Here is a 23717-nt window from a genome sequence, read left to right as displayed (position 1 = left end):
CAGCCTCTTAACTTGCTACGCCCGTTTCCCCCCGAGGGGGATACATGATCCGCAAATTCATCAACCGCCTTTTCACTGCCAACAAGGGCGACGACGCCCCGCAGCGCCGCGGCCAGCGCCGCGACCTGCCGCGCGCCCAGCACCAGATCGACGCCAACCGCATTTCCGCCAACGCCCGCAACACGGTGCAAACGCTGCAGCAGGCCGGTTTCCAGGCCTATATCGTCGGCGGCGCGGTGCGCGACCTGCTGCTGGGCCTGAAGCCCAAGGACTTCGACGTCGCCACCAATGCCACGCCCGAGCAGGTCAAGCCGCTGTTCAAGCGCGCCTTCATCATCGGCCGACGCTTTCGCATCGTGCACGTCATGTATGGCCGCGACATCATCGAAGTCTCCACCTATCGCGCGCTGCACGATGCGCAGGCCGCCGAGTCGGTAGACGGCAACGAACGCACCTCGCGCCGCGCCCTGGCCGACAAGACGCTGGCGGTGGACAGCAGCGGCCGCGTGCTGCGTGACAACGTCTGGGGCACGCTCGACGACGATGCCGAACGCCGCGACTTCACCGTCAACGCCCTGTACTACGACCCGATCCGCGACGTGGTGGTCGACTATCACAGGGGCATGAAAGACCTGAAGGAGCGCCGCCTGCGCATGATCGGCGACCCCGCCGCGCGCTACCGCGAAGACCCGGTGCGCATGCTGCGCATCGCCCGCTTCGCCGCCAAACTGGGCTTCGACATCGACCCTGCCACGCTCGCGCCCATCGCCTCCAGCGCCGATCTGCTGGCCAATGTGCCTGCTGCCCGGCTGTTCGACGAGACCATCAAGCTGCTGCAGACCGGCCACGCCGTCGCCTCGCTGCAGCAACTCCGCCGCCTGGGTCTACACCACGGTCTGCTGCCGTTGCTCGACCCCGTGCTGGAAAAACCCGAGGGCGAGCGCTTCATCATGAATGCGCTGCAAGACACCGACCAGCGCATCGGTGAGGGCAAGACCGCCAGCCCCAGCTTTCTCTTCGCCTGCCTGTTGTGGCACGACGTGGAACAGCGCTGGAACGCCCTGCTGGCCGAAGGCGTCGCCCCCCTCATGGCGCTCGACCAGGCCGCCGACGAGGTGCTGGCGGCGCAGGCCGAGCGCCTGGCCATCCAGCGCCGTATCGCCACCGACATGCGCGAAATCTGGTCGCTGCAATCGCGCTTCGAGCGCCGCACCCCGCGCTATGCCAACAGCCTGATCGCGCACCCCCGGTTTCGCGCCGCCTACGACTTTCTCAGCCTGCGCGCCCGCAGCGGCCTGGCCGAGCCGGAACTGGCGCAATGGTGGGAAGCGTTCCAGTTCGCCGATGCCGAAGGCCGCGCCGAGATGCTCGCCTCGGCGCCGCAATCCAGCGCTGCAGGCAAGCCCCGGCGACGACGGCGGCGCAAAAAGCCGTCTGAAGGCGGCGACGCCGACGCCGTCAGCAACAGCACCGAGTAAATCGGCATGTCCTGCGCCGACGACGTCGAAGCCTTCATCGCCCTTGGCGCCAATCTGGGCGATGGCGCAGCCACCCTGCGCGCCGCAGTGCAGGCCGTCGAGGCCTTGCCGCTGACGCGCATAGCCGCCCGCTCCAGCCTCTACCGCACCGCCCCGCAACACGCCAGCGGCCCCGACTACTGGAACGCCGTCATTCTGGCGCGCACCGCCCTGTCGCCCGAGGCCTTGCTCGACGCCCTGTTGCGCATCGAATCCGACATGGGCCGCCAGCGCCGCAGCGGCGAGATCAACGCCCCGCGCACCCTCGACCTCGACCTCCTGCTCTACGGCAGCCTGAAGCGCCAGAGCGAACGCTTGACCCTGCCCCATCCACGCATGGCCCAACGCGCCTTCGTGCTGGCCCCGCTTGCCGAAATCTGGCCGGCTGGCCGCATCGACGGCGTACCCGTGGCCGATCTGGCCGAACAGCGCATCGCCGAAGGACAGGCAATCGAAAAGCTCGGGCCGCTGTGAGTTGAATCGAGGCCGACTCAACTGCCGCCAAAGAAGCGCTGCAACACATAGGCCAATCCACCCGTCAGCGAACCGACGCCCATGAACAGCGCAAAGATCACGATCAGCACCGGCCCCCAGCCATTCGCGCTTTGACGACCGGCGCCCGCGTTCCAGCGCGCGTCCCAATTCGCATCCGAGGTGAGGCCGATCACCAGGGTCTGCACCACCACGGCGATCACCACGGCGACAAAAACCGCCAGCAAGGTCCAGGTCAGCCGATCACCCAGGCCTTGTGCGACGAAGCGCCACACCCCCAGCAAACCCAGCAAAAACAGCGGGCCATGCAGCCAGGCCCAGGGGTCTTGCAAGCCGCGCAGGTAAAAGCGGTGGCCGCCGAACACGCCGGTCAACAGGGCCAGCAAGGCGGCGGTGAATCTGTTCTTGAACGGGGTCTGAGCAGTCATGGCCGGATCAGACAGGGGCGGTTTCTGCGCCGGCGCCCAGCGCGCGTTGCATGAACACCACGTCGAGCCAGCGATCGAATTTCCAGCCGACCGCGGGCATACGCCCGATTTCCTCAAAGCCGCGTGCCCGGTGCACGCCGATGGAGCCGGCGTTAGCGGAGTCGCCGATCACAGCGAGCATCTGCCGCGCCCCGCTTTGAGTGCAGGCGTCGATCAGGGCATCGAGCAGCCGCCCGCCGACGCCCTGGCGCAAACCGTTCGGGGCGATGTAGATGGAGTCTTCCACCGTGAAGCGAAACGCCTCGCGCGAGCGGAACCAGTTGGCATAGGCATATCCGATGATCTCCTGGCCACGCACGGCGACCAGCCAGGGCAGCCCGCGCGACTGCACTTCCTGCAGACGGCGCCGCATCTCGGCCTCGTCAGGCGCCTGGGTTTCGAAGGTGCCCGTGCCGTGCAGGACATGGTGACGATAGATGCCGGTGATGGCGGGCACATCTGCCGCGACGGCAGCGCGAATCGTGAATTCAGGCATGGGGTGCAATATCCGAAAGGGCCGTGTTTATAATGAGCAGTTTATTCGAGAGCCGCGTTCGCCTTTTTTCAAGGCAATTCCTGTTCGGTGCCTGCCAGTCAGTGACAAGTGAGAGTTCCGGATGGTTCCGGCGCCCGTAACACCGGTATGGGCGACTGGCCCAACCCCCTGAAAAAGGCTTGAGCCCAGTTGATTGCCGGGGCCTGACCCAGGCGACGCCCAAACACTGGGGCCGCGATTGCCTCGCTGGCCCTCATTTTTTTGACAAGGAAGCAAAATGGTTGTGATCCGTCTGACCCGTGCCGGCGCCAAGGCACACCCCTTCTACCACATCGTCGCCACCGATTCGCGCAGCCGTCGTGACGGCCGCTACATCGAGCGCCTGGGTTATTACAACCCGGTCGCCCGCGGCGCCGAAGTGCCTCTGCACATCGCCACCGAGCGTCTGAATCACTGGACGGGCGTGGGTGCGCAGGTTTCGCCCACCGTGCAGCGTCTGGTGAAGACCGCGCAGAAAAACGCCCAGAACGCCGCGCAAGCTGCGGTCTGAGCGCTCAGACTGACCGCCTTGCCCACTGCGGGTCGGCTGAAAGGTCGTCCCGCTTTTTACTTGTGCCTTTTGCTTGCATTCGTCCCCATCCGTGACGGTTCCTGACGATCTCTACCTCGTCGGTCATGTCCTCGACGCCTGGGGCGTGCGCGGCTGGGTGAAGGTCGCCCCGGATGCCCCGCAAGCAACAGCCCTGCTCAAGTCCAGAACCTGGTGGCTCAGCCGCCCGGGTTTTGAACATGAACCCGCGCCCTTTGCAGTGCGCCTGGTGCGGCGTCATGGCAGCGCCCTGGTCGCGCTGTTCGATGGCCTGCAAGACCGCAACGACGCCGAGGCGCTGCGAGGTCGGAGAATTGCCGTACGGCGTGCCGACTTCCCTGCGCCCGACGAGGGCGAGTTCTATTGGGCCGACCTGATCGGCTGCGAAGTGCGCACGCCCGAAGGCGCCGATCTCGGACGCGTGACCGGGTTGATGGAAAGCGCCGCCCATGCGATTTTGCGCGTGCAGATTGCGCAGACCAGCCTGGACGCCAAACCGCGCGAACGACTGATTCCCTTCGTCGATGCCTACATCGCCTCGGTCGATCTGCCTGCGAAGATCATCATCGCCCTGTGGGACGCCAGCTACGACTAAGGTGAAACAGCCCACTGACTCGCTGCGCTTTGACGTCATCAGCCTGTTTCCGGCTTACTTCGAGCCGCTGAAACACCACGGCGTATCGCGCCGCGCCTTCGACTCGGGACAGATGCAATTGCATTGCTGGAACCCGCGCGATTTCACCACCGATGCGCACCGCACCATCGATGACCGGCCCTACGGCGGCGGCCCCGGCATGGTCATGCTGGCCGAACCGCTCGAACGCACGCTCGATGCCATTGCCGACGACCGGCGCCATGCTTCGAGCCCAGAAGCTCCAGTCTGGCTGTTTTCGCCCACCGGGCGGCGCATCGACCAGCGACTCGTCGAAGACCTGGCTCGATCGGACGGCGCCACCCTGATTTGCGCCCGGTATGAAGGAGTGGATCAACGCCTGATCGACCGTCGGGTTCATGCCGAGATCAGCCTGGGCGACTTCGTGCTTTCAGGCGGTGAGATTGCCGCGCTGGCGCTGCTCGACGCCGTCTGCCGATTGCTGCCGGGCGTGCTGGGCAGCGCCGACTCCGCGCAGCAGGACAGTTTTTCCAATGGACTGCTCGACTGCCCGCATTACACCCGGCCCGAAAACTATCAGGGCCTGAGCGTGCCCGCAGCCCTGCTCAGCGGCGACCATGCCCGCATCGCCCGGTGGCGCAGGGAGCAGTCCTTGCGGCTGACGCTGCAGCGCCGCCCCGAGCTGATCGCGCAGATGCGGGCCGGCGGTCTCTTGAGCCAGAACGACCTGCGTTTTCTGCAGACCTTGGGTTATACTTCTTCGGTTTGATCCTCTGCTGGCCCGACCGCCTGGTTTTCTGCTTGAGAAGTGCAGACGTGGTAAATCAGGCAAACCCACCTTTCCAACACCGGCACGGCAAGATCATTGGAGAGCCTCAAATGAATCTGATCGCAACCCTGGAGCAGGAAGAAATCGCCCGCGTCAGTGCCGGCAAAACCCTTCCCCAGTTCAATCCGGGCGACACCGTCGTCGTGTCGGTCAAGGTGGTCGAAGGCAACCGCAAACGCAACCAGGCCTATGAAGGCGTGGTGATCGCCAAGCGCAACCGCGGGCTGAATTCCAGCTTCATCGTGCGCAAGATTTCGGCGGGCGAAGGCGTGGAGCGCACCTTCCAGTTGTATTCGCCGCAGATCGCGTCGATCGAAGTCAAGCGTCGCGGCGATGTGCGCCGCGCCAAGCTGTACTACCTGCGTGATCGCTCCGGCAAATCGGCGCGCATCAAGGAAAAGCTGGTGTTCAAGTCGGCTGCCACGCCTCAGGCCAACGCAACGCAAGCCACCAAAGCCACTGAAGCCACTGCATCCGCCTGATACGCGGGTCACTCGGGCCATACCGGCCCGGCCGCATCACCGCCGAAGCCGACTTGCATCGCACGTCGGCTTTTTTGTTTTCTGCCTCAAACGTGTCCACGCTACGCCTCGCCCCCATCGATCCCGAAAGCGCCGAGCTGATCGGACGCGATGAGGTGCTGCCTGCCGTACCGGCGGCAAGGCTAGCTCCGGATTGGCTGCGAAAACGCTTTGCATCGCCCACCGCATGGACGCCCGAGCTGTTTGAAGACTCGCTGCGGCTGAGCACCCAGGCGGCGCTGCGCGGCGCCGCCGTGCTCATTGCCCTGGTGCCGCGGCCGCAGGGCATGCAGGTGCTGCTGACCCGGCGCAACCTCCACCTGCACGAACATGCCGGGCAGATCAGCTTCCCCGGCGGACGCTGCGACCGCCAGGACATTCACCCCGCCGCCACCGCGCTGCGCGAGGCGCATGAGGAAATCGGTCTGCGCCCGGCTGGCGCCGAGGTGCTCGGCACGCTGCCGCTGTACTGCACCGCCTCGCGCTATGCCGTCACGCCGGTGGTGGCGCTCATTCCCGCGGCTGAGAACCTGCAGCCGCAACCCGGCGAGGTCAGCGAGGTCTTCGAAGTGCCACTGGCGTTTCTGATGGACCCTGGTCATCACGAACATCGGGAGTGGAGGCCGGGCAACGACGTGGCGCTCAATCCCCCTGCCCTGCGCCGCCGCTTTCTGGTCATGCCCTACGTCGCCAATGGGCAGCGCTACGTCATCTGGGGGGCGACGGCTGCGATGCTGCGCAATCTGTACCGCTTGCTGATTGCGTAGGATAGATGCATGGCCTTTCTCTCCGTTCTGATCGCCCTGCTCATCGAGCAACTCAAGCCGTTGGGACGCGGCAGCGCCGTGTACCGGCTGCGCCAGAGTCTGGCCGATGTGGCCGCGCGCAACTTCGATGCCGGACGTCCGCACCACGGCGTCGCCGCCTGGTTCATCGCCGTATTGGCGCCTGCCCTGATCACGCTGGCGATCTACCTCGTCGCCCTGCACTACAGCCTGCTGCTGGCGCTGGCGTGGAACGTGGCCGTGCTGTATTTCACCCTCGGCTTTCGCCAGTTCAGCCACTATTTCACCGACATTCAGGACGCGCTCAATCACAACGACAACGCCGCCGCCCGCAGCCTGCTCAAGCAGTGGAAAGCGCTCGACACCGTGGACATGAGCGCCAGCGACGTCACCCAGCAGACCATCGAACATGCTCTGGTGTCGGTGCAGCGTTATGTGCTGGGCGTGTTCTTCTGGTTCATTCTGCCCATCGGCCCGGCGGGGGCCGTGCTGTATCGCCTGAGCGACTATGTCGCAGGCAAATGGAGTCAAGCCGACAGCGAAGCCAGCCCCGCGCTGCGCAGCTTCGCGCAAAAGGCCTTCGACCTGCTCGACTGGGTGCCCGCCCGCCTGACGGCCATCGGTTATGCCATCGTCGGCAACTTCGAGGATGCCATCGATGTCTGGCGCGGCTACTCGCAGCTCTGGGCCAACCACAACACCGGGGTGATGCTGGCCTCTGCCGCCGGTGCGGTGGGCATACGTCTGGGCGCGACCGCTGCCGCCGCGCCCGCCGCCCCCACCGAGCCGGGCTGGACGCAGGAGAGCGAACGCGGCGAACCGGGGCTGGGGGGCCCGGGTGGACAGACTGCCGCGATGCCCGGCGCCATTCCCCAGCCCGCACATTTGCGCAATGTGGTCGGGCTGGTGTGGCGCTCGGTGCTGCTGTGGATGCTGCTGCTGGCCATGCTCAGCGTGGTGAGCTGGGTGAGTTGACCAACCCGTTGACCAACCCGTCGCTCAACCTGCCAACAGCGCATTCACGCGGCGCACATAGGCTGCCGGATCGTCGAGCTGGCCGCCTTCGGCCAGCAGCGCCTGATCGAACACCACCTGGGCCAGATCGTCGGCATGCGCCTCGTCAGCCGCCACGCGCTTGACCAGCGCATGCAACGGATTGATCTCCAGCACCGGTTGGGCGGCGGGAACCTCATCACGCCCGGCCTGCTTGAGCAGGCGCGCCAGATGCGCGCTCATGCCATCGTCGGTGGCGACCAGACAGGCCGGGGAATCGACCAGCCGCTTGGAAATGCGCACTTCCTTCACCCGCTCGCCCAGCGCCTGCTTGAAGCGGTCGATCAAGGCCTGATGATCGGCTGACTGCGCCTTGTCGTCCTGCGTCTCGTCGGCCTTGTCGTCTGCGCCCTTGATGTCGCTGAGATCGACCGCGCCGCGCGCCACCGATTGCAGCGGCTTGCCGTCGAACTCATGGAGAAAACCGAGCATCCATTCGTCCACCCGGTCGGTGAGCAGCAGCACCTCGATACCCTTCTTGCGGAAGACCTCGAGCTGCGGGCTGGAGCGGGCGATTTTCGGCGTCTCGGCGGTAATGTAGTAGATGGCTTTCTGGCCCTCTTTCATTCGCGCCACATAGTCGGCCAGCGACACGCTCGGCGTATCGTCTTCGTTGTGCGTGGAGGCCGCGCGCAACAGCCTGGCCAGACGCTCGCGGTTGCCCAAATCCTCGCCGAAACCCTCTTTCAGCACCGCGCCGAACTCTCTCCAGAATGCGGCGTATTTGTCGCGCTCGGCCGTGTCTTCGCTGCCCGCCAGGTCTTCGAGCATGGACAGCACGCGCTTGACCGAACCTTCGCGGATGGCGCGCACGTCGCGGCTTTCCTGCAACATTTCGCGCGACACGTTCAGCGGCAGATCGGCGCTGTCGATCACCCCGCGCACGAAGCGCAGATAGGTGGGCATCAGGCTTTCGGCGTCATCGGTGATGAACACGCGCCTGACATACAGCTTGACCCCGGCTTTTTGCTGCCGGTCCCACAAGTCGAACGGCGCCTTGGACGGGATGTAGAGCAACTGGGTGTATTCGCTGCGGCCCTCGACGCGGTTGTGCGTCCAGCGCAGCGGCGGGTTGCCGTCGCCGCTGATCTGCTTGTAGAACTCGATGTACTGTTCCTCGGTGATGTCGGACTTGCTGCGAGTCCACAGCGCGGCGGCGCTGTTGATCTGCTCCCACTCGTCGGTGGCGACGTATTTGCTCTGCTCGGCATCCCACTTTTCCTTGCGCATTTCGATGGGCAGGGAGATGTGGTCGGAGTATTTGCCGATCAGGTCCTTGAGCGTCCACACCCGCAGGTATTTGTCGATCTTGTCTTCGTGCGGCGTGTCCTGCGCATCGGCGCGCAGGTGCACAATGACATCGGTGCCGCGCTTGGCGCGGGTGATGGTTTCCACCGTGAACTCGCCGGTGCCGTCGGACACCCAGCGCACGCCTTCATCCGCCTTCATTCCGGCCTTGCGCGATTCCACGGTGATGCGATCGGCCACCATGAAGCCGGAGTAGAAGCCCACGCCAAACTGGCCGATCAGCGCCGCATCGGGCTTTTGCTGCTCGCCGAGCTTTTGCATGAACTCGCGCGTGCCCGACTTGGCGATGGTGCCCAGGTGTTCGACGGCCTCCTCCAGGCTCATGCCGATGCCGTTGTCGCTGATAGTCAGCGTGCGCTGCTCGGCGTCCACCGCGATGCGGATGCGCAGATCGGCATCCCCCTCCATCAGCGCCGGGTCGTCGATGGCCTGAAAGCGCAGCTTGTCACAGGCGTCGGAGGCGTTGGAAATCAGCTCGCGCAAAAAGATGTCGCGGTTGGAATACAGCGAATGGGTGACCAGATGCAGCAGTTGCCGCACTTCGGCCTGGAAGGCGTGGGTATGCGCGGCGGCGGGGGCGGGGGCGGGGGCGGGGGCGGAATTGGCTTGTTCAGTGCTCATGGTGCGTGCGGAAAAAGAAAACAAAAAACCTGTCGGTAAATACGGCCGGCGCGTTGAAAATCAAGTCCCCTGCAGCGGATCAGGCCCGTCGCCCGCCGTCGCAGCCGCGGCGCGGGTATCGATGCTCAACGCGACAGCCAGGCGCGGCAAGGCGCGCAGGGCATTGGCCGTGGTCTGCCGGGCGGTGTGCTCCAGCGACCAGCCGCGCAGCTCGGCCAGGGTCTGCGCGATGCGCGGCAACTGCTCGGGCGAGTTGGGCACGAGGGGCGCGTCGGTCTGCGTCTCGCGGGGGCGGTAGAGCCAGACGGGCGGCATGTCGGGCGCGTCGGTTTCGAGCACCGGCGCGGTCTCGGGAACCTCGGCTGCCAGACGGCGAATGTTAAGCGCACGCTCGAAAGTCATGGCGCCGCCGAACCCAAGAGCAAAACCCAGATCGACGAAGCCGTGCGCCTGCTGCGGGCTGCCGTTGAAGGCGTGGGCGATGCCCGCAGGCCGCCCCGCTGCGAAACCCGCGCGGCGCAGACCGGCCAGCAAGGCGTCCTGTGACTTGCGGACATGCAGGATCACCGGCAGAGCGAAATCGCGGGCGATGCGCAACTGCGCCTGATAGAAGCGCTGCTGTTTTTCGCGATCGAGTCCGGGGACGAAAAAATCCAGCCCGATCTCACCCAGACCGACAAAGCGCGGGTCGGACATCGCCTCCTCCACGCTGCGGCGCAACGCCTGCAGATCGGCATCCTGCGCCCGGTCGACGTAGAGCGGGTGGATGCCCAGGGCGTAGGCCCAGCCGCAGGCGCGCGCAAGATCGCGCACCGTATCGAAATTCTCGCGCGCCACGGCCGGAATCACCCCGCCCACGACTCCCACCCGGCGTGCCTGTGCCGCCACACGCGGCCCCTGCCCCCCAAACTCGGCGGCATCGAGATGCGCGTGGGTGTCGATCCATTCTGGGGTCTGCACAGTCTGCATGGTCATCATCCCGCCTCTGGGCATAGGCATTCAGTGTAAAAAATCACAATATCGCGCTCCGTGCTGATGACAACCGAAAAAGTGCCGCAAAAATTCACGGAAAATCCCCGATATCACTCGCATCATTCGCGGAAAGGTTCACCCTGATGGTTGCACCGGCCGTCTGCGCCCTTTCCGGAAATTCATCATGCATCGCCGCCAATTCCTCCAATCGCTTGCGCAGAGCCGACTGCTGACCAACCCCTTGGGGCGCACCAGTCTGCTGGGTTTCGGCCTGCTCGGCGCCATGGCCGGCCCGGCCCTGGCGCAGAGCGCCCCCGCAACCTTCGCCTGCACCTGCGGAAATTGTCCCGACTGCCTGCAAGGCGCGGCTGACCCCACCCTGCCGCCCGCCGTCGCTTTTTACTACGGCGCACGCATTCCGGTGGACGATCTGCGCGCTTTCGACTGGGTCGTGCTCGAACCGCAGCATGCTCTGGCGCAAGACAAAAACATGGTCCAGGCGCTCGGCCCGCACACCCTGGCGCTGGCGTATGTCTCGGTCGGCGAGGTCACCCCCGAGCGCCCCTACTTTGCCGACATGCCCAAGGCCTGGCTGCCCGCGTCGAACGCCGCCTGGGGTTCGCGCGTGATCGACCAGACTGCCGCCGGCTGGCCGCCATTCCTGCGCGAGCGCATCGTCAAGCCACTGTGGGACGCCGGTTTCCGCGCCTTTTTTCTCGACACCCTCGACTCCTACCAACTGCTGGCCAAGACCCCGGCCGCGCAACAGCAACAGGCGCAGGCGCTGGCGGAAACGCTGCGCAGTCTGGTCGCCGCGTTTCCCGGCATCCGCCTGATGCTCAACCGCGGCTTCGAACTGGTCGATGCGACGCTGGCGCCAAGCATTCTGGCCGTGACCGCCGAATCGCTGTATCGCGGCTGGAATCAGGGCCAATCCGCCTATGTCGAAGTCAAGGCCAGCGACCGCGAATGGCTGCTCGCCCGCTTTGGCGAAATGCGCAGCCGGTTCAATCTGCCCTGTGTCGCCATCGACTACTGCGCCCCGCAAGACCGAGCTGCCGCCCGACAGACGGCGCAGCAAATCGCCGCGCACGGCCTGATTCCCTGGGTGGCCGACCCCACGCTGGAAAGCCTGGGCGTGGGCACGGTCGAGCTGGTGCCGCGCCGCGTGCTGCTGCTGCATTCCTGCGAGCAGGGCGACAGCCCCGAGTTGCAGGCGCAGAGCGCGCACCTCTATGGCGCCATGCCGCTCGAATATCTCGGCCTCGTGCCCGAATACCGCTATGTCGGCGCCCCTGCCATCACCGAGCCGCTGGCGGGGCGCTACGCCGCCATCGTGCTCTATCCCGATGACGGCAAGGTGCCTGCGGACATCCGCGCCCTGCTCAAGCGTGCAAAGAAGGAAGGCGTTCCCGTGGCCGTGCTGGGCTACGCCGATTTCGACGTGCTGACCGAACTCGGCGCGAAAGTGGGCGACGGGCCGCTGGCGGCGCCCATCCGGGTGCAGCGCCAGCCCGGCACGCCCAATGGCGAAGTCATCCCCCTGGTCAGCCCGGAGGATTCCACGGCCATCGCCGCCGGGTCTGGGGCGCAGGTCTGGCTGCGCGCCACCGGCGCCGACGGACAAGTCATGGACGGCGCGGCCATCACCCCCTGGGGTGGCTACGCGCTGGGGCCGTTCGGCGTGTTCAATCTGCCGGGCAATGCCGGCACGCGCTGGGCCACCCCGCCGATCGAGTTTTTTCGCGCCGCGCTGCGCGTGGGCGCCGACCCCATGCCCGATGTGGCCACCCGCACCGGGCGCCGCGTGTTTTTCGTGCATTTCGACGGCGACGGCTGGCCCAATGCCTGCGACCAGCCCGGTTCGCCGCTGGCCTGCGAGGTGCTGGTGCGCGAGTTTCTCGAAAAATACCAGGTGCCCACGCTCGGCTCGGTCATCATCGGCGAAATCAGCCATGAAGGGCTGTATCCCAAACTGGCCGATCAGTCGCAGAAATGGGCCAGGCGCATGTACGCCCTGCCCTGGGTCGAGGTCGGCAGCCATACCTGGAGCCACCCGTTCAACTGGGTCGAAGCGAGCAAGACCCATAGCCTGGGCAAGCCGAGCAAGGCCTATCCCTACGGCTTTTACCTGCCGCTGCCCAATTACACCTTCAGCACCCGAAGCAATGTGGTGGGCGCCGCCGAATACATCGACCAGAAACTCGCTCCACCTGGCAAAAAGTGCAACATGATTTTGTGGCCGGGCGACTGCAACCCGCCCAATGAAGCCGTGGCCATGGCCTACGAAACCGGTCTGGGCAATATCAACGGCGGCGGCGCGCCGATCAGCAAGTCCCAACCCACGCTGTCGAACATCTGGCCGATGGGCATCCCCAAGGGGCGGTATTTCCAGGTGTATGCGGCGCAGTCGAACGAGGAAGACTTCACGCACAACTGGACCGGCCCGTATTTCGGCTTCGAGCGCGTGATCGAGAGCTACCGGATGACCGACTCTCCGCGCCGCATCAAGCCCATCGACCTCTACTACCACCCCTACATCGTCACCAAGGCGGCGGGCGCCAAGAGTCTGCACACCGTGTACCAGTGGGTGCTCAGGCAGCCCACGCACGCCATCTTCGGCCATCAATACTTCCGCAGCGTCAACGACTGGCGGCAAGCCACGGTGGCGCGGCTGCTGGCCGGCGGCTGGCGCCTGCGCAGCGGGGCGGAAATGCGCCAGTGGACGCAGCCCGTCGGCGCGCCCGCGCCCGCGCTGGAGCGCTGCCGGAACCTCGTCGGCTGGAACGAACACGGGCAGCAGCGCTATCTGCACGCCAGCGCCGGGCAGGCGGTGCTGCGCAGCCAGACGGCCGGCCAGCCCTCTGCGCCATCCCAGCCTCGTCTGATCGAGGCCAATGCCGACGTCACCCGCTGGGCCGTGCAGAACGACCGCAGCGTACAGATCAGCCTGCAAGGGCATCTGCCCGTCGAAGCGCTGTTTGACCTGCCCTCGGGGTGGCGCGTGCAGGCGGCCCAAGGTGCGAGGGTCGAGCAAGCGGCCGCAGGGGTGCGGGTCAGCAGCAGTGGCGCCACCGTCGATCTCACGCTGAAACGAGCCTGAGCGACCGCGCGCTGATCGACAATCTGCCTCGATGCCGGAAAAAACCCGCCCCGCCACCCGTGACCCGCTGCATATCTCTCCCGACGATCCGCAGCGCAGCCGCCTGTTTCCGCGCGGCGTGGTGCTGGGTCTGGGGCTGCTGTGCGTTGGCGCGCTGGCGCTGGTCTATCCGGGGCAGAACCTCATGCGCCTGCTGGCCACCAGCACCGACGACGCGCTGGCCATCGACTATCTGCGCCACCTCGTCGATCTGCGCGGCAGCCACATCGACCTTCGCCTGATGCTCGCGCAACGCTATGTGCACATTGGCAAAACCGAGCAGGCGCTGGATGCGCTGCGCTCGGTGCACACCCCTGCCGCCGACGCTCTGCGGCTGCAAATCTGGAAGGCCCGCTGGTTCGACGCCCGCGCACTGGGTCAGGCCGACAAGGCCGAGCAGGCGCGGCAAGCCCTCACCGCCTTGCTGCAGCGCATCCAGCCTGCCAGCTTCACCGAGTGGCGCGACACCCTGGTGCTGCTGCAAGGGCTGGACGAGCCGCAGGCCGTGCAGCGGCTCGCCGGCCTGGTGACCCGTTTCCTGCCGCTGCCGCCCTCCGCCGCAGAGCAAGCCGCACGCCTGCTCGTGGGCGTGCACGCCGAAAAACTGGCCGCGCAGGTCTTGTTCGCTACCGCCAGGACCCGGGTGACCGAGGCCGAGCGCCAGCAACTCATCCTCCAGGCCGCCCGCGCTCTGCTGGCATCCGGCGATCCGCAACTGGCCTATCGCCAGACCGCTGCGGCGCTCGGCCAAGGCGCGGTGGCGCCGCAGATGGCTTGGTTCATGGTGCGGCTGGCGCTGGGCGCCGATCGGCCCGCCGCGGCCGCCGACTGGCTGCGCAAGGCGATCGACCTCGATCAACCCGCCGCCGCGTTGGGCAAGACCCTTGCCCCGGCGCAACGCGAACTGGCCTGGCAAGTGCTGCTGGGCGGTGGCGATCTGCGCGGCGCGGTGCACATCGCCGATGCGGCGCTCTCGACCGAGCCGACAAGCCGAACCTGGGCCGAGCGCCGCGCGCAGGTGCTGGAATGGAGCGGCCAGCCCGACGCCGCCATGCAGCAGTGGATCGCCCTGCTGCGCGCGCAGTTCAGCCGCCATGCGCTCGACGAGCTGCACCGGCTGGCGCTGGCGCTGTATTCCAGTCACGGCATGGATGTCTACTGGGAGCAGCGCGCCGCGCACACCGAGCTGACCGCCGACGAGTGGCTGCAATACGCGCAGGCGCTCGAAGTGCGCGGCCATCCCGACAAGGCCGTGCGCATTCTGCGCCAGGCGGCGGTGAAACACCCCGAGGTGCTGACATCGCTGGCCTGGTTGCTGGGCAATATGGGCGAGGTGGACGCCTCGCTGGCGACCTACGCCGAGGCGCTGGAGCGCGGCGCGCTCACGCTGCGCGGCAGTATCGACTACGCCATCGCCCTGCTGCAGAACGGGCAGTTCGAGCAGGCCCGGCAGATGCTCGAACAAACGCAGAATCTGAGAAGTCACATTCCCTGTCGCCAGCCGCAGACTGGTGCCGCGATCACCGATGGCAACGCCAAAACCGAGCCCACGCCCTGCGACAGTCCGGCCCTGCTCGCTGCGCACCAGGGGCTGCTCGGCGACATCGCCTGGGACATGGGCGAATCGCGCAGCGCTTACAGCGCCTACGGCAGCATCTGGAACAACCCGAGACTGCGCGACTTGATCAAGCCCTACCAGCTTCAGCGCTTGCTCATCCTGACGCAAAAATCGCAGGGCGACGCCGCCGCGCTGCGTCTGCTGCCGCAGGCCTGGGCACGGGCGCCGTCGCCGGCGCTGGCGCTGCTCTGGCTGCAAGCGCTGGTGCGTCAGCCCAGCGCACCGGGCATCGCCGAGTGGGAGCGCGTGGTACTCGACAGCCAGGAAGGCGCGCCGCTGCGCCGGCAACCCGAGATGTACGCCGCCCGCGCGCAGGTCTGGCGCGCGCTGGGCCGCACCGACTTGGCGCTGGCCGATCTGCACCAGGCGCTGCGCCTTGCGCCCGGCAACACCGACAACCAGATCGCCCTGCTGTGGATGCTGATCGACGCCAACCGGCTGGACGCGCTGCGGCACGACGTGGTGCTCTACAGCCGCAGCCTGCAAGACCTGACCGAAGGCCTGGACGTGCTTGCCGCCGCCGCCCAAACCCTGGGCGACAACGCCGCCGCCGTGCGCTACGCGCAAAAGCTCTACCCCCGCAGAAAGACCGACGCGCTCTGGCTGCTCAACTACGGCGATCTGCTGGCGCAGGCCGGCGACAGCCGCCGCGCGCGCGCGGCCTACGATCAGTCGTGGGCGCTGCTGCAACAATCCGCCGCCCCGCCCCGACAAGCCCCGGGCAAAACCACCGACCAGGAGCTGAATGCGCTGCTGGCCCGCCTGCGATTGAGTCACGACCGGCTCGATGGGGCTGGCCAGCAAGCCTTGCTCGGGTCGTTGCGCGACAGGCTGCGCAGCGGCGATCTGAGCGCCCCGCAAACCCTGCAGGCCAACGCCGCCATCGCCGACTGGCTGCTGCGGCTGGACACGAATTCGGCCGCCCGCTGGTGGCTGGCGCGGCGCGTGCTCACGCCGGCGGCGCGGCAATCCATCGAGCTGCAAATGGCCTTGCGCGATGGAAACCGCGAGGCGGTGCGCCGCCTGCTCGACCAGGGCGCCGCCCGCCACCTGCTGCCGCAGGACCGGCCCGAGGCCGAGCGCATCGCGGGCAAACCGCTGCAAGCGCTGGCCACCGCCGAGCAGGTGCTGGAGACCGCCGCCGAGCGCGGTCAGGACAACCCCGCGCTGCAGGCGCTGGCGCGGCAGACCGCCGAGCAGCAGCTCGCGCTGGCGCACCGCGCCACGGTCACGCTGGAACATCGCCAGATCGACAACGTGATCCGCCAGGGGCCGGTGCTGCGGCTGTCCTTGCAACTCGGAGGCGCATGGCGGCTGCAGGCGCAGGCCAGCCGGCAGGCGATGCACAGCAACGACACCGCGGCGCTCACGGGCGTGCCGTCCACCTGGAACGATGCGCAGATCGGCCTGCAATGGCAGGACGAGCGTTCGCAGATCGACGGTGCGCTGACGCACAACACCGCCGTGGGCACCCTCAACGGCTGGCGCATCGAGGGCAGCACGCAGCTTCCAGGCCAGGTGCGGGCGCAGATCGACGCCGAGCACAACGCCGTGGCCGACGAGTCCGGCCCGCTGCAGATCGCCGGTGGCCGCGACCGGGTGAGGCTGCGCCTGTCGCGCGATTTCGGCCGGGTATGGGCCAATGTGAGCACCGCGGTCATGTCGTATGACACCCGCCGCGGCAACCCGCTGGGGCATGGCGCCAGCACCCAGTTCGAGCTGGGGCTGTGGTTGCGCCGCAGCGAACCCGATCTGAGTGTCAAGCTGCTGGGTTATTCCAACCGCTTCAGCGCCGATGCCGGGCCGCCGCTGCCCGACTATGCCGGGCTGACCCCGGATGGCATTGCGCCCCATGCGGCGTTTTTCATCCCGGCGGGAGACGATGTCTATGGCCTGGGATTCGGATTCAACACGGCGCACAGCGACACCTACACCCGCCGCTGGCTGCCGTATGCCGAGGTCGATGTGCTGCAATCACGCCGCTTGGGGATGACCAACAACCTGTATCTGGGCATCCACGGCCCGCTGTTCGGGCCGGATCAACTGTCCTTGAGCTACCAGCGCCAGCAGAACACCTCGGGGCTGAACCGGCAGTGGAGTCTGCAGTACCGTCTGTGGTTCGGTCGATGACCGCATTCTTTTCACCCCGATGAAGCAGGAGAGTTCCATGTCCCCATCCCCCACTACATACTCATCCACCCGCCGCGCCGCGCTCGGCCTGGCCGCGTCCGCCGTGGTGCTGCTCGCGGGCTGCGCCGTCACCGCCCTGCCGGGGCAGTCGCTTTCCGTGCCGGCCAACGCCCGGTTCGCCGTGCTGCCGCTGAACAATGCCACCGATGTGCCGCGGGTCGAGCGCAGGGCGCAGGCGATCACCGTCTCGCTGCTGCAGCAAAAGGGCTTGCGCGACGTGGTGGTCTATCCGCACAAACCTGCCGACAACCCGCTTCAAGCCGAGTCCGCAGTGACTTCCGCGCAGGCGCTGGCCTGGGCGAAACAGCAAGGCGCGCGCTATGCGCTCAGCGGCACGGTCACCGAGTGGCGCTACAAGACCGGCGTGGACAGCGAGCCCGCGGTGGGCATCACCCTGCAGGTCACCGATGTGCCCACGGGCGAGGTGGTGTGGAGCGCCAGCGGCGGGCGCTCGGGCTGGGGCTATCAGGCGCTGGCTGCGGTGGGGCAGTCGCAGATCGAAGCGCTGCTGCGCGGCATCCGCGTGACCGCAGCGGCCGCCAAGCCCGTCGCCAAGCCCTGATTCGGACGGCGCGGATCACGACATGAAACTGGGCAACCTCTCCACTCGCGTCAGCCGCCGCATGCGCGGGGAGTCGGCGCGCAGGCGCTGGGGGTGGCTGCGCTACTGGCGCCCGAACACTCAGTCGGGCCGGGGGATGGCGCTGTTCGAGGCCGTCCTGCTGCCGGTGCTGGTGCTGTGGCTGGGGTGGAGACTCAGGCCCGACGATCCGCTGGGCATCCATGCCGGTTTTTCCTGGGCCTGGTTCGGCCCCTGGCTCATCGCGGTGCGCTATGGCGCGGGGTACGGGCTGTTCGGCGTGGCGTTCTACGCGACGTTCTGGAAGTTCTCGCCCCTGCTGCTCGCCACCGCGCCTGCCGCGGCATTTCCGGCGGAGTTCTTTCTCGGCGGCATGCTGATGACCCTGATCCTGGGCGAATTCGGCGCGGCCTTCCGCAACCGGCAGGTGCTGCACCGCGAACGGGTCAAGGATCTCACGGCAAGGCTGGAGCGCACCAAGCGCCGCCTGTTCGTCGTCAAGGAGGCGCTTTCCACGCTGGAGCAGGAGCTGACCGACCGCCCCATGACCCTGCGCGACGCCCTGCTCGATCTGCGCCGCACCTTCACCTTGCAGGGCGATCGCCCGGCGCTGCCCGCCCCCGCAGCCACGCCCGGCCTGCCCACGCCCGCCCCGCTGCCGGACCCGCGCGCCTTCCTGCAGTTGCTCAGCCAGTCGTGCCGTCTGGTCGAGGCCGGCATCTTTGTGCGCGAGACCGGCCCGCAGGGCTTGCAATGGCGGCTGGCCGCCTCCCTGGGCCAGAACCTGCCCACGCTCGATCCCGCAGAGGTCTTGATCGACCGCATTCTGGAAACGCATCAGGCGGTGCACATCGCCCAGGCTCATCTGGCCGAAACCGGCGACGATCACCCCTGGGTGTTCGCCGCGCCGCTGCGGCTGGACGAATACGACGAGGTCGATGCCCTGCTGGCGGTGCACACCATGCCCTTCATGTCGTTCGAGGAAAACAATCTGCAGCGCCTGCAGGTGCTGTGCGCCTCCTACCTCGATTTCAGCCAGCTCGAACTCGGCGTGGAAGACATGCGTTCGGCCTGGCCGCAGGCGCCCATCAGCCTGCAACAGGAATGGGCGCAGCTCAGCGAACTGGGGCGGAACTTCAGGCTGCACAGCTATTGCGCCATCTGGAGCGGGCAAGGCCGGGTCAGCGACGACGTGCTGGCCGAGTTCGCCGGCCTGCAGCCGGTGGAGAGCTCCACCTGGACCCTCAAGGGCCGGGGCGGCAAACCTGCGCTGGTGGTGCTGCTGCCGCTGCTGAGTTCCGCCGGCCTGGCGAATTACCGCCGCGACATGGTGAGCCTGCTGGGGCAGATTCTCGACCGCAGCAACCAGCGCCCCGATCAGGCCTTCGATCTGGACTTTGTCGAAGTCTCTGGCGCCCCCGGCTTCCTGGAACTGCGCCGCCTGCTGGGCAGCGCCGCCGCAAGCCCGAGGGAGTCATGAACCCGTTGTTCTACAAGCTCGGCTCGGTCGTCGTCCTGCTGGAGACGGTGGCGGCCTGGCTGCTGGTCAGCCGCAGCGACGTGGATCTGCTGCTGTTCTGGGCGGTGCATGGCACTGCATCCGTGCTCGTCGGGCTGCTGCTGTGGACGCTGCTGCCCACCGATCTGCGCCGCCCAAAACGGTTGTCGCTCAGTCTGTTGACGCTGCTGGCGCTGTTCTTCCCCATCGTGGGCGTATTCGGGCTACTGATCGCGGCGCGGCTGGCGCAATGGCTGCCGATGCGCCATCAGGCCACCGACCACCTGCGCGAGGCGCCGGCGCTGCAGGTGTTCGCCGTCTCGCACATCGACGACGACCGGCGCCGCGACCTGCCCGCGGGCCAGACCGCCCGCATCGCCCGCGACCAGAGCCAGCCGCAGGCGCAGCGCATTCGCGCCGTGCTGGCGCTGCGCGACATGTCGCCGCGCATGGCGCTGCCGGTGCTGCGCAAGCTGCTGTCCGACCCCGACGAGGAAATCCGCCTGCTCGCCTACGGCATCAGCAACACCTGGGAGCAGCGGCTGACCGACAGCCTGCAGGACGCGCTGCGCGAATTCGAGGCGACGCGCCACGCCGCAGACCATGGAGCAGCGCTGGCACGCTCGGCGCAGCGCGTGGCCGAAATGCAGATGGAGTTCATCTATCAGGGCCTGGCGCAGGGCGACCTGCGCGACTTCGCCCTGCAGCAGGCCTTGCACTACTGCACCCTCGCCCGCGACGCGCTGCCGCAGGACACCGGCTTGCAGATGATGTTCCTGCGCCTGTCGCTGGCCGCGGGCAAGACCGAAGCCGCCCGCGGGGTGCTCGAACATCTCGGCGCAGAAGGTGCCAGTCCGACGCTGTGGCGCCCTTACGCCGCCGAGCTGGAGTGGAATCTGCGGCAATTCGGCCAGATCGCCAAGGTGCTGCAGCCGCTGGGCGCGCTGCAGGTCGCGCCCCGGCTGCGCCCGGTGGTGCGGGTGTGGCAGACTGCGGCTGCGCCGCGAAGCGAACCGGTGATTTCCGACGCGCCCGCGGTGCAGCGCCCAGGCAGTGCGCCGCGTCCTGCCGAGCCCGCGCCCATGCCCGCGCCGCTGAGCGATGCCGACCGCCTGCTGTTGGGTTGATTCCCCGAATCTCCACCATGACACAACCCGACTTCACCGACACCCAGCCCGAGGGCCGCGAAGCCCCCGCCGAGATCGACGTCATGCTGCTGCTCGAAGGCACCTACCCCTATGTCTCGGGCGGGGTGTCGAGCTGGGTGCACCAGATCGTCAGCGGTTTTCCGCATCTGCGCTTTCATCTGGTGTTTCTCGGCTCGCGCGAGGAAGACTATGGCAAACCGCGCTATCAGATGCCGCCCAATGTGGTCGGACTCACGCATCACTACCTGTTCAGCGACGCCGTGCTGCCGCCCGCCCGCGAAGAGCGCGGCGACGCCGCGACGGCCGAACTGGTCGAAAACCTGCACGACCTGATCCGCGACGGCAAGGACGCCGCCAGCCGCGCCGAAGTGCTGCGGCAAACCCTGCAAGCCATGCAGCACAAGCTCGATCTGCACTACTTCCTGCACTCGCACCAGTCGTGGGCCTATCTCACCGAGCAATACCAACTGCGCTGCACCGATCCGTCCTTCGTCGATTACTTCTGGACGGTGCGCACCATGCACACCCCCATCTGGACGCTCGCCACCCTGGCCCGCGAGCTGCCGCGCGCCCGGGTCTATCACACCGTCTCCACCGGGTATGCCGGGTATCTGGGCGCGGTGCTCGCACGGCTTCACGACAAGCCGCTGGTGCTGTCGGAGCACGGCATCTACACCAAGGAAAGGCGCATCGACCTGTTCTCGGCCAACTGGATCAGCGACAACACCCCGGTGCTGGAACGCACCGCGGGCGAAGCAGGCTATTTCCGCCAGCTCTGGATCCGGCTGTTCGAATCGCTGGGCCGCATGTGTTACGACGCCGCCGATCCGGTCATCGCGCTGTACGAGGCCAACCGCCAGCGACAGATCGCCGACGGCGCCAACCCCATCACCACCTGCTGCATTGCCAACGGCATCAACGTGCCGCCCTTTGCCTCGACCCGCGCGCTGCGCCCGCCCGAGCCGCCGCAGGTGATGTGCCTCATCGGCCGGGTGGTGCCGATCAAGGACATCAAGACCTTCATCCGCGCCGTGCGCGTGGCCAGCAACCGCCTGCCGGGGCTCGAAGGCTGGATCGCCGGGCCTGAGGACGAAAACCCCGAGTACGCGCGCGAGTGCCGTGAACTCGCCGCCAGCCTGCAACTGGGCGACACGCTGAAATTCCTCGGCTTCCAGAGGCTCACCGAACTGATGCCCAGGATCGGGCTGGTGGTGCTGTCGTCCATCAGCGAGGCGCTGCCGCTGGTGCTGCTCGAAGGCTATGCCGGCGGCGTGCCCGCGGTAACCACCGACGTGGGCTCTTGCCGTCAGCTCATCTATGGCCTGGGAGCGGAAGACGAAGCGCTGGGCGCCTCCGGCGCCGTGGTCGGCATCGCCGACGCGCAGGCGCTGGGCGAAGCCTGCGCCGAACTGCTGGGCGACACCGACCTCTGGCGCGCCGCCAGCGCTGCGGGCATCGCCCGCGTGGAGCGCTACTACACCCAGCCGATGATGTTCGACAACTACCGCGCCGTCTACGACGACGCCCTGCAGCGCAGCGCCGCGCGCGCCGCGGGTCTGATCGATGAGGTCGGCGCGGTTGCCACCTGGCTGCGCGGCGAGCCGCCGCCGGGTGAGCCGCCTCAAGGCGGGCAGCTCCCCCTCCCAACCTCCCCCACGCAGTGGGGGAGGAGCGATCACTCCCTCCCCACGGGTGGGGAGGGCCGGGGTGGGGATGGCCCCCTCGGGGCTGAGTGCCGCGGCTCCAGTCTGGCCTGCGCCAGACTGGACGGCACGAAGGGGCCTTGCTTGGAGCAAGGCCGCGCCCTGCAAGGGCAGAGAGGGCGCAGCCCGAACGTGGGGGCCCCATAACCATGGCCGGCATCGGTTTCGAGCTGCGCAAGCTGCTGCGCTCCGAGTCTTACCTCGGGCTACTGCGCGCCTATACCTACGCCTCGATCATCAGTTCCGGGCCGTGGGTGTTTTCCATCATCGGCCTCATCGCGGTGGGCGTGCTGTCTCTCGGCGTGGTCATCCCCGATACGCTCATCACCCAGTTCCAAGTCACGGTGACCTATCTCATCATGAGTTCGCTCATTCTCACCGGCGGGCTGCAACTCGGGTTCACCCGTTGGGTTGCCGACCGCTTGTTCGAGAAGCGCAAGCAAGACATCGCCCCGGCCTATTTCGGCGTGGTGCTGGCGACCACGGCCGTCAGCGGCGCGCTGGGCTGGCTGGTGGCGCTGCTGGGCTTCGATGGCGTGAGCAATCTGTACCGGGTGCTCATCGTCGCGGGGCTCACCCTGCTGTCGAATCTGTGGATCACCACCGTGTTCCTCTCGGGCCTGAAGCAGTATCGCGCCATCGTCGGCCTTTACGCGCTGGGCTATGGCCTGTCGGTGCTGCTGTCGTATCTCGCCCGCCCGGGAGGGCTCGACGGTCTGCTGCTGGGTTTTCTCGGCGGACAGTTCGTCATGTGGGTGCTGATGCTGTGGCTGGTGCTGCGCAATTTTCCGGTGCAGCGCCCCATCAGCCTGGCCTGCTTTCGTCCGCGGCAGATGTATCTCTCGCTCATTGCCGGCGGCGTGCTCTACAACCTGGGCGTGTGGGCGGACAAGCTCACGTTCTGGTTCACCCCCGGCACGTCCAACGCGGTCATCGGGCCGCTGCGCGCCTCGACCATCTACGACCTGCCGGTGTTTCTCGCCTATCTGTGCGTCATTCCGGGCATGGGCATTTTTCTGGTGAAGTTCGAGACCGATTTCGTCGAGTGGTACGACAAGTTCTACACCGCCGTGCGCGAAGGCGGCGCGCTGCAGGACATCGCCCGCTATCACGACGGCATGCAGGGCGTGGTGCGCGAGGGGCTGTATCAAATCCTCAAGGTCCAGGCGCTCACCCTGCTGGCGGTCTATACCTTCGTGCCAGCGTTGTTTGGCTGGATCGGCATCAGCAGCCTCTACATCCCGCTGTTTCTGGTGCAGGCCGTGGCGGCAAGCTTCCAGGTGATGCTGCTGGCCGTGCTCAACGTGTTCTATTACCTCGACCGCAGACGCGATGTGGTGATCATCACCGCCACGCTGACGGTGCTGAACTTAGCGCTGAGCCTGCTTTCCATCGATCTCGGCCCGGCCTTTTTCGGCTACGGCTTCGGCGTGGCCCTGCTCATCACGCTGATGCTGGGCATGATGTTGCTGCAGCGCCTGTTTCGCAAGCTGGAATATCAGACCTTCATGCTGCAGTGAGTCTGCCGGGTTTGCTGCAAAGCGCCTGTTTTGCGACTAGAGTTTGCTCATCAAA

Annotated in this window: 19 protein-coding genes; 15 read left to right on the top strand and 4 right to left on the bottom strand. The window is 66.9% G+C overall.

Features of this window, described 5'->3' with window-relative positions; genetic code table 11:
* Nucleotides 1-44 precede the first annotated feature (44 nt).
* The gene (gene pcnB, locus RBR52_RS00620; protein ID WP_320375239.1) at nucleotides 45-1478 is read left to right on the top strand and encodes a polynucleotide adenylyltransferase PcnB; all 1434 of its coding nucleotides are present in this window, start codon (nucleotides 45-47) and stop codon (nucleotides 1476-1478) included.
* Nucleotides 1479-1484: 6 nt separating this feature from the next.
* A complete protein-coding gene (gene folK, locus RBR52_RS00615) occupies nucleotides 1485-1991 on the top strand; it encodes a 2-amino-4-hydroxy-6-hydroxymethyldihydropteridine diphosphokinase (RefSeq protein ID WP_320375238.1) in 507 nt (168 codons plus the stop codon).
* 17 nt (nucleotides 1992-2008) lie between these two features.
* On the opposite strand, the gene RBR52_RS00610 is transcribed toward folK, so the two are convergent.
* Together RBR52_RS00610 and RBR52_RS00605 are read right to left on the bottom strand one after the other, a co-directional pair.
* On the bottom strand, nucleotides 2009-2437 hold the full coding sequence (locus tag RBR52_RS00610; protein ID WP_320375237.1) for a TM2 domain-containing protein: 429 nt from the start codon (nucleotides 2435-2437) through the stop codon (nucleotides 2009-2011).
* A 7-nt stretch (nucleotides 2438-2444) separates the two neighbouring features.
* The gene (locus tag RBR52_RS00605) at nucleotides 2445-2972 is read right to left on the bottom strand and encodes an N-acetyltransferase family protein (RefSeq protein ID WP_320375236.1); all 528 of its coding nucleotides are present in this window, start codon (nucleotides 2970-2972) and stop codon (nucleotides 2445-2447) included.
* 277 nt (nucleotides 2973-3249) lie between these two features.
* Here RBR52_RS00605 and rpsP point away from each other — a divergent pair, with 277 nt between their 5' ends.
* From rpsP to RBR52_RS00575, 6 genes are all read left to right on the top strand, one after another.
* Nucleotides 3250-3522, top strand: a complete 273-nt coding sequence (rpsP, locus tag RBR52_RS00600) for a 30S ribosomal protein S16 (protein ID WP_320375235.1) — start codon at nucleotides 3250-3252, stop codon at nucleotides 3520-3522.
* Between the two features lie 91 nt (nucleotides 3523-3613).
* On the top strand, nucleotides 3614-4156 hold the full coding sequence (gene rimM / locus RBR52_RS00595) for a ribosome maturation factor RimM (protein WP_320375234.1): 543 nt from the start codon (nucleotides 3614-3616) through the stop codon (nucleotides 4154-4156).
* A gap of 22 nt (nucleotides 4157-4178) precedes the next feature.
* Entirely contained in the window at nucleotides 4179-4943 is a 765-nt protein-coding gene (trmD, locus tag RBR52_RS00590) for a tRNA (guanosine(37)-N1)-methyltransferase TrmD (protein WP_320375430.1), read from the top strand.
* A 110-nt stretch (nucleotides 4944-5053) separates the two neighbouring features.
* On the top strand, nucleotides 5054-5485 hold the full coding sequence (gene rplS, locus RBR52_RS00585; protein WP_320375233.1) for a 50S ribosomal protein L19: 432 nt from the start codon (nucleotides 5054-5056) through the stop codon (nucleotides 5483-5485).
* A 92-nt stretch (nucleotides 5486-5577) separates the two neighbouring features.
* Nucleotides 5578-6291 (top strand): CoA pyrophosphatase, encoded by a 714-nt coding sequence (locus tag RBR52_RS00580; RefSeq protein ID WP_320375232.1) that lies wholly within the window; start codon nucleotides 5578-5580, stop codon nucleotides 6289-6291.
* A 9-nt stretch (nucleotides 6292-6300) separates the two neighbouring features.
* Complete coding sequence (locus RBR52_RS00575; protein ID WP_320375231.1) at nucleotides 6301-7284, top strand: CobD/CbiB family protein; 984 nt, start codon at nucleotides 6301-6303, stop codon at nucleotides 7282-7284.
* Between the two features lie 24 nt (nucleotides 7285-7308).
* Here the strand turns inward: RBR52_RS00575 and htpG are convergent, their stop codons facing one another.
* The gene (gene htpG / locus RBR52_RS00570) at nucleotides 7309-9291 is read right to left on the bottom strand and encodes a molecular chaperone HtpG (RefSeq protein WP_320375230.1); all 1983 of its coding nucleotides are present in this window, start codon (nucleotides 9289-9291) and stop codon (nucleotides 7309-7311) included.
* 60 nt (nucleotides 9292-9351) lie between these two features.
* Complete coding sequence (locus RBR52_RS00565; protein ID WP_413818273.1) at nucleotides 9352-10260, bottom strand: TatD family hydrolase; 909 nt, start codon at nucleotides 10258-10260, stop codon at nucleotides 9352-9354.
* A 187-nt stretch (nucleotides 10261-10447) separates the two neighbouring features.
* Between RBR52_RS00565 and RBR52_RS00560 the strand changes: the two genes are divergently transcribed.
* Genes RBR52_RS00560 through pelG form a run of 7 tightly spaced genes read left to right on the top strand, consistent with a single transcriptional unit; the run spans nucleotide 10448 to nucleotide 23662 of the window.
* On the top strand, nucleotides 10448-13366 hold the full coding sequence (locus RBR52_RS00560) for a bifunctional glycoside hydrolase 114/ polysaccharide deacetylase family protein (RefSeq protein WP_320375228.1): 2919 nt from the start codon (nucleotides 10448-10450) through the stop codon (nucleotides 13364-13366).
* A gap of 31 nt (nucleotides 13367-13397) precedes the next feature.
* Nucleotides 13398-17153 carry a tetratricopeptide repeat protein gene (locus RBR52_RS00555; protein WP_320375227.1) on the top strand — a complete coding sequence of 1252 codons (3756 nt, stop codon included), beginning with the start codon at nucleotides 13398-13400 and terminating at the stop codon, nucleotides 17151-17153.
* A 37-nt stretch (nucleotides 17154-17190) separates the two neighbouring features.
* The gene (locus RBR52_RS00550; protein ID WP_320375226.1) at nucleotides 17191-17775 is read left to right on the top strand and encodes a penicillin-binding protein activator LpoB; all 585 of its coding nucleotides are present in this window, start codon (nucleotides 17191-17193) and stop codon (nucleotides 17773-17775) included.
* Nucleotides 17776-17797: 22 nt separating this feature from the next.
* The gene (locus RBR52_RS00545; protein ID WP_320375225.1) at nucleotides 17798-19273 is read left to right on the top strand and encodes a hypothetical protein; all 1476 of its coding nucleotides are present in this window, start codon (nucleotides 17798-17800) and stop codon (nucleotides 19271-19273) included.
* The gene (locus tag RBR52_RS00540; protein ID WP_320375224.1) at nucleotides 19270-20418 is read left to right on the top strand and encodes a hypothetical protein; all 1149 of its coding nucleotides are present in this window, start codon (nucleotides 19270-19272) and stop codon (nucleotides 20416-20418) included. The genes RBR52_RS00545 and RBR52_RS00540 overlap by 4 nt, the downstream gene beginning before the upstream one ends.
* A 17-nt stretch (nucleotides 20419-20435) precedes the next feature.
* Nucleotides 20436-22289, top strand: coding sequence for a GT4 family glycosyltransferase PelF (gene pelF, locus RBR52_RS00535; RefSeq protein WP_320375223.1), 1854 nt, complete (start codon nucleotides 20436-20438; stop codon nucleotides 22287-22289).
* Nucleotides 22290-22291: 2 nt separating this feature from the next.
* A complete protein-coding gene (gene pelG / locus RBR52_RS00530; RefSeq protein ID WP_320375222.1) occupies nucleotides 22292-23662 on the top strand; it encodes an exopolysaccharide Pel transporter PelG in 1371 nt (456 codons plus the stop codon).
* The last annotated feature ends 55 nt before the right edge of the window (nucleotides 23663-23717 follow it).

The organism is Thiomonas sp., assembly GCF_034007205.1.
Taxonomy (GTDB): Bacteria; Pseudomonadota; Gammaproteobacteria; order Burkholderiales; family Burkholderiaceae_C; genus Thiomonas.
This window is presented reverse-complemented; position numbering and strand designations above follow the sequence as displayed.

Excerpts from the sequence above, each read along its gene's own strand:
- RBR52_RS00550 (WP_320375226.1), top strand. The coding sequence starts at position 17,191 with ATGTCCCCATCCCCCACTACATACTCATCCACCCGCCGCGCCGCGCTC.
- RBR52_RS00555 (WP_320375227.1), top strand. The coding sequence starts at position 13,398 with ATGCCGGAAAAAACCCGCCCCGCCACCCGTGACCCGCTGCATATCTCT.
- RBR52_RS00560 (WP_320375228.1), top strand. The coding sequence starts at position 10,448 with ATGCATCGCCGCCAATTCCTCCAATCGCTTGCGCAGAGCCGACTGCTG.
- RBR52_RS00610 (WP_320375237.1), bottom strand. The coding sequence starts at position 2,437 with ATGACTGCTCAGACCCCGTTCAAGAACAGATTCACCGCCGCCTTGCTG.
- RBR52_RS00540 (WP_320375224.1), top strand. The coding sequence starts at position 19,270 with ATGAACCCGTTGTTCTACAAGCTCGGCTCGGTCGTCGTCCTGCTGGAG.
- folK (WP_320375238.1), top strand. The coding sequence starts at position 1,485 with ATGTCCTGCGCCGACGACGTCGAAGCCTTCATCGCCCTTGGCGCCAAT.
- RBR52_RS00575 (WP_320375231.1), top strand. The coding sequence starts at position 6,301 with ATGGCCTTTCTCTCCGTTCTGATCGCCCTGCTCATCGAGCAACTCAAG.
- rpsP (WP_320375235.1), top strand. The coding sequence starts at position 3,250 with ATGGTTGTGATCCGTCTGACCCGTGCCGGCGCCAAGGCACACCCCTTC.
- pelG (WP_320375222.1), top strand. The coding sequence starts at position 22,292 with ATGGCCGGCATCGGTTTCGAGCTGCGCAAGCTGCTGCGCTCCGAGTCT.
- pelF (WP_320375223.1), top strand. The coding sequence starts at position 20,436 with ATGACACAACCCGACTTCACCGACACCCAGCCCGAGGGCCGCGAAGCC.
- RBR52_RS00565 (WP_413818273.1), bottom strand. The coding sequence starts at position 10,260 with ATGCAGACTGTGCAGACCCCAGAATGGATCGACACCCACGCGCATCTC.
- RBR52_RS00545 (WP_320375225.1), top strand. The coding sequence starts at position 17,798 with ATGAAACTGGGCAACCTCTCCACTCGCGTCAGCCGCCGCATGCGCGGG.
- htpG (WP_320375230.1), bottom strand. The coding sequence starts at position 9,291 with ATGAGCACTGAACAAGCCAATTCCGCCCCCGCCCCCGCCCCCGCCCCC.
- pcnB (WP_320375239.1), top strand. The coding sequence starts at position 45 with ATGATCCGCAAATTCATCAACCGCCTTTTCACTGCCAACAAGGGCGAC.
- rplS (WP_320375233.1), top strand. The coding sequence starts at position 5,054 with ATGAATCTGATCGCAACCCTGGAGCAGGAAGAAATCGCCCGCGTCAGT.
- RBR52_RS00605 (WP_320375236.1), bottom strand. The coding sequence starts at position 2,972 with ATGCCTGAATTCACGATTCGCGCTGCCGTCGCGGCAGATGTGCCCGCC.